Raw genomic sequence first — 11,445 nt, forward strand, 5'->3', positions numbered from 1 at the left:
GTTTTGTTTAAAAATATATTTGTTATCAAAAAGAACAAACCTAATAGAAATACACTTAAAACGATAGGGAAACGGGGCATATATTTTAGAGGTATATAATGTTGTCTTTCTCCTTCTACAACTTTGTTTTCGGTAATTTCTTGAGGGCTCCAGAATAAAATGGCTTTTTTGCAGGTGAGTAAAAATGTCCGCCATGGATGATGAATAATATAGTCTATAGCCATTTTGGCAAAGATATTCGATGCTTCGGAATGTGAAACTTCTCTCCCTAAATATTTTCCTAAACCTTTTACCACATTGTCATAATGCCATACAGACCAGTTTCCGGTTCCTTCTAATTCTTGCAGATAAGGTAGCCAGGGGGTTACTCCATCGGCATCTTCGCTGTTCCCTATCAACAAATTTTCACCAAAATAAGTAGAGATGGGCACAAATTCACCTGATACAAGATAATTTCGAACTGTTACAGGAAGTATTACGGTAAAAGTGGCAATTATTAAAAAGATGATATGCAGTAAACTCTTAATGGATTTTTTCTGTTTATAAAAAAAGAACAAAATCCATAATGACAAAAATGGAATAAATAATAGGATATTGGGTCTCATAATGGCGTATATACCGATGAGTAATCCTGAGAAAAAGGAATAAAGAATAAAGTCTTTAGTAACAGCATAGTAAATAAGAAGCAATATGCAAGGAACAAGAAATATGAATAGGGCAGGGTCATTTACTTCTCCCTCGTAATAAATAAAAGCCCAGTAAGTCGCTACAAGGAAAGATGCACATAAGCCTGCAATTCTATTAAATACAATTTTGGATAAGGAATATATTAGAAGAATATGAACAAGTCCCAAAAAGAGATGAATTAATCGTGGCGCCAGATAGGAACCATCAAAAAGCCAATATACAATCATAAGGAAATAGGGATAACCAGGAGGACGATAATAAGGTGTGGTCGGAATATGTGGGTCAGAAACTCCCTCCCGAACCGTCCAATCCCCTGATAGCATTGCTCTTGCCTGATAATCCTGTACATCCAGGTCCTGTCGAAGGGCAATGAAGTCCGGAGCATCTATTAACTGCCAAAGATAGATAAGTCGAAGACAGAATGCAAATAGAATTATCCAAGCAAGAATTACCCAATCTTTATTTTTTCTGTTTTCGTTATCCATATTTTTCTATTTGGTTAATTGTTTTTATTTTTATTTATCTCATTAAGTTTATCTAGGGCATCTGTGTATTTAGGGTCAGTTTCTAAAACTTTTTTATACCAATATTCTGCCTCTTCAAGTTTATTCATTTCTTTAAATGCATTTCCAAGATTAAACATGGCATCTGTAAATTGAGGGTCGTTTTCTAAAGCCTTTTTTAGATATTCTATCGCTTTTTCATATTGTTTTTTTTGTATATGTAAATAACCAAGATTATTAAAAATAAGGGCATTGTTGGGATTTAAGGAGAGAGATTTTATCAGGGATATTTCTGCTGAGGAATATTCGCCCTTTTGTATATACGCATTTCCCAGATGGAACCATCCCATCCAGGAATTAGGTTCTAATTCAGTTGCTTTTACAAAACAGCCTTTTGCCATATCTAACTGATTCTGATAATACAGATATATTCTTCCAAGATTAATCCATGCTAAAGTATATATAGGAGATAATTCACATGCTTTACTGTAATATTTCTCTGCAAGTTCGAATTTTCCTTGTAACTCCATAATATAACCTAAATTATTATTTGCCATGGCATAATCGGGATTTGTTTCTAAAGATTTTAAACAATAATTTTCTGCCTCTTTTAATTCATTACGATTGAGGGAAATTATACCAAGAAAGGTATAGACTTCTGAATATGCAGGATTTTTTGAGATAGCTTTATTGGCATAGTAAATTGCGTCTTTTTCGTTCTGCGATTTATAAGAAACGATTGCTTTGTGATAGAACCATCGAGCCATATCAGGCTCATATTTTACAGGTATCATATACACAATAGTAAAACACAGCAAACAAAGGATAATTTCTTTTACTCTGTTTGATTTATTTTGATTTTCAGCATCATTAAGAAATAAAACAAAACCAATTCCTCCTATAATGCATAATGGCGGAATAATAGGAATTCGGTATCGTTCTGAAATGAAAAAAGGAATAACTGAAAAAGAATAAACAAAACTCCATACAAGGGTAAATAATATAAATGTCTTAAATTCTTTAGTTAATATGTTTCTTTGCTTGATAAATAAAATCAAAGAGAAAAGAGATATGCCTACCAATAAAGGAAATCCAGGTAATAAACGAAGAAATGATGATTCTCTGTCGTAGTAAATGACTTTCCCATCAGAAACAATAGCAGGACTCCAAAATAGCAGAAATTTTCGGATAGTCAGTTTAATTGCGGAAATAGGTTCCTGTTTCCAGTATTCAAAAGCCTTTTTATAAAAAAATTGGGAAGCTTCTTTGAATGAGTAATCTCGCCCTTCTTGCTTAATACCGAGTCCTTTTACTAATAAACGATAATTGAAACAATCCCAGTTATCAATTCCGCACAAATGGATTATATCTGGAACTGTAGGGCTATCCCCTGTTGATTGTGTGTTATTTCCGATATATGTGTTTATCCCCCCGAAACAAGAAATCAAAAAAAATTCTTTACTGACTATATAATTTCGGATTAAAACAGGAGATATGGTTATAAATACAGATGTAGTGAAGAGAGTGCCGTGGACAAAAAATTGTTTTAGGTTTTGTTTCCCTGATATATAAAATATAACCCCTATATACATGGGCAATAATAAAAGTCCATTGGGCCTAAAAAGAGCGATAATTCCTAATAAGAATCCTGAAAAGGTTATAAATTTTACTGTTTTTGTTTGCAAGTAGCGTAAAGAAGTAAATAAAAGAATTATTGTAAGGGAGATTACCCAAACAGGGTAGTTTATTTCTCCTTCAAAATAAACAGATTCCCAGAGAATGGCTATTAAAAATGCTGATACCAAACCTGCTTTTTTGTTTTCAAAAATCCTTGAAACAAGGTAATACATTAAGTAGACATTTATAGTTCCCAGAAAGAATTGTATTAATCGTGGAGAATTATAATTGTCTCCGAAAAGGAAGTAAATAAAAGCCAGAAGAAAAGGATATCCTGGAGGCCTTCCATAGGGAGTATTTTCTATCATAGGGTCATCTCCCGTTGGAGATGGATAATTCCCTTTATATAGTATTTTATGTGACCAGTAATCGTTAAATTGAGGGTCTACAATTAAGTGGGAGAATTCGGGTTGCTTGGAAATATGATAAAAGTAAACAACTCGTATAATAAGTGCTAAAAGAATTATTAAAAGAAGAAATATTGTTTCTTTTTTTTTCATACTTTATGATTTGTTTTTCAAAATGGGATGTTGTTTCGATGTCATTTCTATTTTGGAATGCGTTCCATTCGATTTTTCTGAGGTTTAATCATTCCATATTCATGCAGTTTGTTTCGGAGTGTTCGAACACTAATACCTAATATTTCTGCTGCTTTCGTTTTATTACCTCCACAATGTTCCAATGTTTTTAAAATAATATTTTTTTCTATTTCTGCTAATGTAATACCTGGTTCCACCTGAGAGATGTTATGTTCGGAACGGTTCTTTATCTTAAGAAACTCGAAATCTTCCAAACATAAACTTTTTTTGTCGCCCGCAAGAACAACAGCACGTTCTATGATATTTTGCAATTCGCGAACATTTCCAGGCCAGTCATATTCCATAAAATGCTCCATAGCCTTTTTACTAATAGTATCAACATTTCTTCCATTCTCTTTAGAAAACCGTTTTAGGAAGTAATTTGCCAATTCAGGAATATCTTCTTTTCTTTCACGAAGTGGTGGAACATAAATCGTAATAACATTTAAGCGGTAAAATAAATCCTGGCGAAAGGAATGTTTTTCAATGGCGTCTTCAAGATTTCGGTTAGAGGTAGCAATAATACGAACATCTACGGATATAGTTTCTGTTCCACCCACCCGTTCTATTTCTCGTTCCTGTAATGCCCGAAGTAATTTGGGTTGAAGGTCTATATGAATTTCACTTATTTCATCCAGCAACAATGACCCTCCATGAGCAAGTTCAAAGCGACCAATCTTTTTTTCATACGCTCCGGTAAAAGCACCTCGTTCATGTCCAAACAATTCACTTTCAAGAATCCCAGAAGAAAGCGCGGCACAATTCACTTTTATAAAAGGCTTATCCCTTCGAGGACTTAATAGGTGAATGGTTCGTGCCACTAATTCTTTCCCTACGCCTGTTTCACCACGAATAAGTACGGTAGAACGAGAATCAGCAATTTTATTTATTTTTTCATGCAGTTCTTGCATAATTTTGCTTTTCCCGATAATTTCAGGAGGTCCCAGGTATGCATTAAGTTCTGAACGAAGATACTTATTTTCTGCATTCATTTTGACTTTGTCCAGAGCCCGTTTTACTGCAATCTCAATAGCCTCTGGGGTAAATGGCTTTACAAGATAATCCATGGCACCTGCTTTTAATGTTTCAATGGCTGTATCTATTGTTGCGTAGGCAGTCATTATAATTACAGGTGTTTCGGGAGAAACCTTTACACTTGCTTGTAATACCTCCAATCCATCAACAGGTTCCATTTTTAAATCCGTTATTATCAAATCAAAAGGCTGCGTTTTAATCAGTTCAACCCCTTCTGCTCCACTTCCAGAACTTACCACACGGTACCCAGCACGGGTCATGGCTTCCTCAATAAATTCACGCATGAGAGACTCATCATCAATTACAAGAACTTTCGCTTTCGGCATATTTTATCCCTTATTTACTATTTAATTTCTTTTTATATAGGTAACCATATTGTAATTGTAGTTCCTTCACCCACAGTACTTTCCGCTTTAATTTGCCCACCATGTGCGTCCACAATTTTAGCACACAAGGCTAATCCCAAACCCGTTCCCCTTTCTTTTGTTGAAAAAAACGGAGAAAAAATCTTTGGTAGTATTTCAGGTTTTATTCCACAGCCATTGTCTTTTATTTCTATTCGCACATATTTATTTTCTATTTCACCTTTTATCTTAATTAGACCCTGATTGCTTATACTCTGAACAGCATTTACAACAATGTTCGAAATGACCTGTTTCATGCGAGTAAAATCCAGGTTGGCTTTTATCTCAGGAGGACATTCCACCAGAATGGATATATTTTTTTTATCATAGGATAAGAATTCTAAACTGGAGTGAATTAATTCACATAAAGGTCTTGGTTCCTGTTTCAAATCTATGGGACGGGCATATTCCAATAAGTCATTAATAGTATGTTCTAATATTTGGATTCCCTGCATTATTTTTTTTACAAATCTTTGTCGTGGGTCATCTTCAGGTAAATCCTGTGCTAAAAAGGAAGCAAATCCTCGTATCCCTCCTAACGGGTTTCGTATTTCATGGGCAATGGTAGCGGACATTTCTCCTATTAAGGCTAATCTTTCTTTGTGTTGGATATGTGCCTTCAGTTCGAGAATTTCACTTAAATCTTGAAATACTTTAACTTTCCCTATCGCATTTCCTTGGGAATCTGTTATTAAAGAGTTCCGTTCTGCGATAGGGATAAGCCTGCCTGTCTTAGAACAAAGTTGGTAAGTATTTTTATTGTTTTCTTCAATAGAAAAGGGACGATTAAATACCTCGGAGAAATATTTCCCTAAAACTTCAGAAGATTCATACCCCGAGATAATAGAAGCGGAACGGTTAAAACGATTTATTTTATCATCTAAGTCTACTGCAATAACACCATCCGATATGGATTCAAGGAGATTACTTAAATATTCTGATGTCATTGCTAATTCATGATTTTTAAGTTCTAATTCATGATTTAGTTCTGAAATTCGTTTTTGTAGTAAAGAATAAGCCTGTTCCCAGGATTGACTTGTTTTATTAAATTCTTCTAATGCTTTTGTAAGGTTCTCTAAATCTCCCTGAGAAATAGAAACCATTTTTTCTGTGGATTTAGACATCATAATCTACATTTTCCGATAAGTTTTTTCCCTGCAGATTGTATTTCTCAAAGCGATTTTTTAAGGGGAAGAAATTGCCCATTTCTTTTTGAAGATTTTCTTTTTGTTTTAATACTATTTGATATATTTCCTCATTGATTTTTATCAATGTCTGGATAAGTTCTTTTATTATCTGGATAATTTCTTGATTGTGTTGTTCTCGTAATATATCAGGAGACATTTCTTTCCTTAAAATATCATATTCCTGTATCAAAACATTTAGTTGTTCGGTTTGTTTTTGATGCTTTTTTATTTCTTTTTCTAATTCTTCATCTATGTTATTTTTTTCTAATGAGGATTTTAGATGTTCAGCGGATTTAATTTGCGATTTTAACCATGCCTGTTGTCTTTGTGACCAATATATAAAATTTTGAGATTGATTTCTATTAGCGGATGACATCTCTATTCTTTCTTATTTTCTTGCAATCATTTCAAGTTTGATTTGTTCTGCTTTTACCTGGGCTAAGGATGTTAAAGACGAATTAGATTGTATCAACTCATCCAGTATTTTTATAGCATCTTCTAATAAGGACTTTTGGGCAAGGATATTTGCACTCTGATATTTAGCCCAATCTGTATGAAACCGTTTCCCCTGCAACGGTTCCTCATTTTTTTGGGAAATCTGGATGGCTGTATTATAAGCCTGTAAAGCCGATTCCCATTCTTGCTTTTCAAACATATAATTGCCCCACAAAATCTCTCCATCTATAAAATCTGGAATTGATTCTTTTTGTGTATCCAGTTCATTTTCCCAGTCCTGAATAACCCGCCTTGCTGAAGTTGTTCGTTCCGTATTGATGTATGTTTCTAATAAATGATAACTTATATCCGATGTTCTGGATTCAGGATATTGGTAATATACCTGTTCTAAAAGAGCTAATCCTTCTGATGGGAGTTTCGTTAATAATTTTTGTGACAGTGAATAAAGAAACTTTGCTGCTTTTTCTCTATTAACAGAAGATAAATCTATAGATGAGAGATTGGAATAAACCATATCTGTATTGTCATTATTAATTAAAATTAGGGCGGATTCTATTTTTTCGTCCGGATTATCTGCTTTTTGGAACCACTCTTTTGCAATTTCAGCAGAGGCTTCTTTTAAACCAAGTTCCAAATACATTGCCGATAATTCTTGTAATATGCTTTTATATTCTGTTTCCGTAGGGGGAGTTAATTTTTTCAAATCCTCCAACAAAGAAACAGCGGAAGAAAATTTTCCTAATTTATATAAACATTTTGCCCTTTCAATTGTTCCTTTTAATGCCTCTTTAGTTCCATAATAGCGTTCTTTTAACTCTTCAAATGCTTTTATTGCCTCTTCAAGTTGAGAATTTATCATCAATAGTTGCCCTGCTTTTAATAAATAAGATGGATTGGTTCCCCCGTTTTTTTCTGCTTCAAGATAAGCGATGGCAGAAGCATAAGAATTGCCCTGTAATGCTAAAAAGTCTGCTTTATTTGCTAAAACATCAGGATGATTCGGATATAAGAGACTTGCTTCGTTTGCCGTTTGAAATGCTTTTTCCTTGTCTCCTAACGAATAGTATATCTGGCTTAATTCAACCCATGCATAAGGGTGAACTTTAGAATCAGGGAAGAAAACTAATAAGTCCTGCAAAGCCGTTTTGGCTTCCTCTAACCTGCCGAGTTCCTTATATGTTTTTGCTAACAATAAATAGGCTTCATCATTATATTGGAACTGACGAATATGATTTAATTTTGTCTCTAACTGAATTAATGCTTGCTCATATCTACCCTGTTTGTATGCCATCTCAGATATGCGAAGTATGGCCCGAGCTCCTATTTCTGTATCGGGTGCTGTATCCGCAATTCGGATGTATAGCGTTCGAGCATCTTCCAATAATCCTGTTAAACGATATACTTCTGCCAGATTAAATCTAGCTTCTAATGCATAAGAGGAAGAAGGGAACTCTTTTATTAATTGTTGTCCCCACTGAGCTGATTTAACGGTATTATTCATTTGCAATTCAAGACGATTTAATGCAAACAAAGCCTCATCTCGTTCTTCAAATTGCGGGTAAGATTGAACGATTCGTTCGTATGCTTCTATAGCAGGGTATGGAAAATTATCCGCCTCATGAAGTTTCCCTTTCCAGAGGAATACATAAGGGGCCATTGGATGATTGGGATTTTCTTTGGTTACGGTTTCCATATCATCAATTAATTTTTGGAATTCTTTTGTTCCTGGACTAATTCTTCCTGAAAGATATTTCGCCTTAATGAGAAGAAATTGAGCATCTGCCTTATCCGGAGAATCCTGCGGATTGTTTTTCAAAGCCCTTTCCAATACATAGATTGCGTTTAAATATTGTTTATCATCAAGGAGTATCTTTGCATATTCTTTCGCTGTGGCAAGGTCTTTTGTGTATGTTGGTGGTATTTCCTCTGAGGGAATTATACGATTCTTCATAAGATAAATATATGTCCATGTGCCACTAATCAATCCCAAGAATAAACTGATGGCAATAGGAATAAAAAATTTTTTTAAATCAATTTTCTTTTTAGAAACAGGTTTTATAGTAGGTTGAGCCATTCCTTTGCTGGTAATCTGTTCTAATATTTCCTGTTTCTTCTTTTGTCTTTCTTTATCCTCTTTTCGTGCTAATTCAATTAATTCCTCAATTTCATCTTGACTGAGTAATGAAACTTCATTATCTTGCTTTTTAGGAGGGGTGACTACTTTTTGTGCCAAATCAGGAGGAATTTCTGTGGGTTGAGTATCTGTTGGAGATGTTGATGACTCTTGTTTAGCATTTTGAAAAAGAGAATCTATAAAGGATTGGTCTAATACTTCATCAGCCCCTTTCTCTTGGTTAGATGCTGAAGAATTTACAGTATTTTCAGGGGAAGTCTGAGGATTAATTTCTTTATTTTTCTCTTCACCATTCATAGAATGAAACTATATGTTTTCTCCTGTAGTTTGTTATTAAACAACAGTACAAAGATATTATACAAAAACAGAGATAGATAATTAGTTGTTCAAAGATATCCATTTTAAATAAAATATACATGATGATATTTAATAATGGCTTTATAAAATATAATTCAGGAATTATAATTTGGTGAAATTACTTGTTGTTGATGATGATGTAAGTTTTTCAAATCAGTTGAAGCGAGCCTTAGAACAAAAGAATTACAGTTGTTTTGTTTTGAATTCTCCGGAACATGTAGTAGATACAATAAAGAAGGAAGGAATTGCCGTTGTATTGCTTGATGTAATGATGCCCAACACTTCGGGTTTTGAACTGTGCCGACAAATTCGCATTAATAGAGATGTATATAACACGGGGATTATTTTTCTCTCAGCAATGAATGACCCGGAAGAATTAGAACATGGTTTTTCTCAAGGGGGAGATGATTATTTAGTAAAACCTATTTCTTTATCATTACTTCTGTCTCGGCTAAACACTCTGGTATCCTCGATTGAAAATAGCCCATTAGTGGATTCTTATACAGGGCTTGGAAGTTTTCGTTTCATACGGCTGGAACTACAAAGAACTATTTTGCTTCATCAAGCATGTGGATTTGTTTATATAGAATTATTCGGGTTGCCCTCTTTGCAATCTACTCTTTCCAACGCAGATATATTAAAAATAATCAATACTTTTGCAAGACATATAAAAACTGTCGCAAATGCTTATTTTGGGAAAGATTACCAATTAGGACACATTGGAAATGGACATTTTATGTGTTTAGTCCCTTCAAAAAATATGGAAATATTCTTGAAGGATTTGAAAAAGTCGTGGGAGGAATTATTACCCGAGATATATTCCAATCATAAATTATCAGTGGAAATAATAAAAAACAAAAAAGATGCTTTACTCACTCTTTATCTATGTGGTCTTTTTTGTAATTCCAATCCAACTATATCAACAAAATCTGTTTTTGATTCTTTGAGACAATTATACATGCAATGTAAATTGCAACCTAATAATGAGATACTCATCGACCGAAGAAATGCTAATTTTAAATAAAGAGGGAAATGTCAGATGAATCTGCTATTGAAAATGAGTTTTTTTACTGCTATTGCTCTAACTATTGTATGTGTAACAAATACACATGCAGATTGCAAAAAAAATTCAACATGTTGTTCTCTTAGCAGAGTAACCCCACCGGAACCTTTATATCCTATACCTACTCCTCAACAGGTCAAATGGCAGCAACTGGAGATGGGTATGTTTTGCCATTTTGGGATTAATACTTTTCACAATGAAGAATGGACAGATGGAACAAAGCCTGCTGATAGTTTTAATCCGACGGATTTTAATCCTCAACAGTGGGCTGATGTAGCCAAAAAGGTGGGCATGGGTTATTTAATAGTAACAGCCAAACATCATGATGGATTTGTTCTATATCCCACAACGCACACAGATTATTGCGTCCGTTTTTCTCCATGGGCAAATGGACAAGGAGATGTCATAAAAGGAGTGGCAGAGGCATGTAACAAAGCCGGTGTCCATTTCGGTTTTTATCTTTCTCCCTGGGACCGTCATGAACCCCGTTATAATGATAATAAAGCTTATGATGAATATTTTAAGAGTCTTCTTCGAGAGTTATTGACCAATTATGGACCTGTTTTCGAAGTGTGGTTTGATGGTGCCGGCACAAAAGGGCATGTATATGATTGGGAGGGCTATTATAAATTGATTAAAGAAATACAACCGGATGCTTTAATTGCTATTTGTGGACCTGATATTCGTTGGGTAGGGAATGAGGATGGGTTGGCACCCGAAACCCTCTGGAATGTGCAAGAAAGAGAAGGTAAGAAAGTATGGTATCCCGCAGAATGTGATGTCCCTATTCGAAAGGGACAATGGTTCTTTCATACAGACGGGGAGAATAGATTGTTGTCATTAAATCAATTATTACGAATTTATTATTATTCTGTAGGAAGAGGTGCTGTTCTTTTATTGAATGTATCTCCTGACCGTTCCGGTCATCTACCGGAACCGGATGTGAAACGCCTTTTGGAGTGGCGTTCAGTCTTAGACGAAACTTTCAAAGTAAATCTTGCAGAGAAAGCAGATTGGGAAGCAAGTAATATCCGCGGTAATGCTCCGGAGTATGCTCCTGAAATGTGCTTAAAGGAAAACGATAATAAATATTGGGCTACAGATGACAATCATATAACGGAATATATTACATTAAAATTTACTTCCCCCATTGTTTTTGACCGTGTAGTTATAAAAGAGCAGATTTCCTTAGGACAAAGGGTAGAAGAACATTCGGTATGGGTCAAAAATAAGAAAGGAAAGTGGGAAAAGGTAAGTTCTGCAACTACTATTGGTTATAAAAGAATCCACTGTATTCCCGAACAAAAGACCAAAGAGATAAAAATTCAAATAGACAAAGCCCTTGCTTGCCCAACAATAGATTA

The 11,445-nt window shown here is 34.5% G+C and carries 8 protein-coding genes; 2 read left to right on the top strand and 6 right to left on the bottom strand.

Features of this window, described 5'->3' with window-relative positions:
- The 6 genes from PLA12_13225 to PLA12_13250 form a co-directional block, all read right to left on the bottom strand.
- Positions 1-1,172: glycosyltransferase family 39 protein (locus tag PLA12_13225; GenBank protein ID HOQ33454.1), on the bottom strand; the 1,172-nt coding region annotated here is incomplete at its 3' end.
- A 14-nt stretch (positions 1,173-1,186) separates the two neighbouring features.
- A complete protein-coding gene (locus PLA12_13230; protein HOQ33455.1) occupies positions 1,187-3,367 on the bottom strand; it encodes a tetratricopeptide repeat protein in 2,181 nt (726 codons plus the stop codon).
- Positions 3,368-3,414: 47 nt separating this feature from the next.
- Positions 3,415-4,806, bottom strand: a complete 1,392-nt coding sequence (locus tag PLA12_13235) for a sigma-54 dependent transcriptional regulator (GenBank protein HOQ33456.1) — start codon at positions 4,804-4,806, stop codon at positions 3,415-3,417.
- Between the two features lie 32 nt (positions 4,807-4,838).
- Positions 4,839-6,011: an ATP-binding protein gene (locus PLA12_13240; protein ID HOQ33457.1), complete on the bottom strand. Its 1,173-nt coding sequence runs from the start codon at positions 6,009-6,011 to the stop codon at positions 4,839-4,841.
- Positions 6,001-6,447, bottom strand: a complete 447-nt coding sequence (locus PLA12_13245; GenBank protein ID HOQ33458.1) for a hypothetical protein — start codon at positions 6,445-6,447, stop codon at positions 6,001-6,003. The genes PLA12_13240 and PLA12_13245 overlap by 11 nt, the downstream gene beginning before the upstream one ends.
- Before the next feature lie 12 nt (positions 6,448-6,459).
- Positions 6,460-8,958, bottom strand: a complete 2,499-nt coding sequence (locus PLA12_13250; protein HOQ33459.1) for a tetratricopeptide repeat protein — start codon at positions 8,956-8,958, stop codon at positions 6,460-6,462.
- 172 nt (positions 8,959-9,130) lie between these two features.
- Here PLA12_13250 and PLA12_13255 point away from each other — a divergent pair, with 172 nt between their 5' ends.
- Together PLA12_13255 and PLA12_13260 are read left to right on the top strand one after the other, a co-directional pair.
- Complete coding sequence (locus tag PLA12_13255; GenBank protein ID HOQ33460.1) at positions 9,131-10,042, top strand: response regulator; 912 nt, start codon at positions 9,131-9,133, stop codon at positions 10,040-10,042.
- Positions 10,043-10,057: 15 nt separating this feature from the next.
- On the top strand, positions 10,058-11,445 hold a 1,388-nt coding region (locus PLA12_13260), incomplete at its 3' end, for an alpha-L-fucosidase (GenBank protein ID HOQ33461.1).

The organism is Candidatus Hydrogenedens sp., from assembly GCA_035378955.1.
In the GTDB taxonomy this organism is placed as follows: Bacteria; Hydrogenedentota; Hydrogenedentia; order Hydrogenedentales; family Hydrogenedentaceae; genus Hydrogenedens.

What these genes read in the sequence shown, in the direction of transcription:
- PLA12_13230 (HOQ33455.1), bottom strand. Translation starts at nt 3,367, where the DNA reads ATGAAAAAAAAAGAAACAATATTTCTTCTTTTAATAATTCTTTTAGCA.
- PLA12_13235 (HOQ33456.1), bottom strand. Translation starts at nt 4,806, where the DNA reads ATGCCGAAAGCGAAAGTTCTTGTAATTGATGATGAGTCTCTCATGCGT.
- PLA12_13240 (HOQ33457.1), bottom strand. Translation starts at nt 6,011, where the DNA reads ATGATGTCTAAATCCACAGAAAAAATGGTTTCTATTTCTCAGGGAGAT.
- PLA12_13245 (HOQ33458.1), bottom strand. Translation starts at nt 6,447, where the DNA reads ATGTCATCCGCTAATAGAAATCAATCTCAAAATTTTATATATTGGTCA.
- PLA12_13250 (HOQ33459.1), bottom strand. Translation starts at nt 8,958, where the DNA reads ATGAATGGTGAAGAGAAAAATAAAGAAATTAATCCTCAGACTTCCCCT.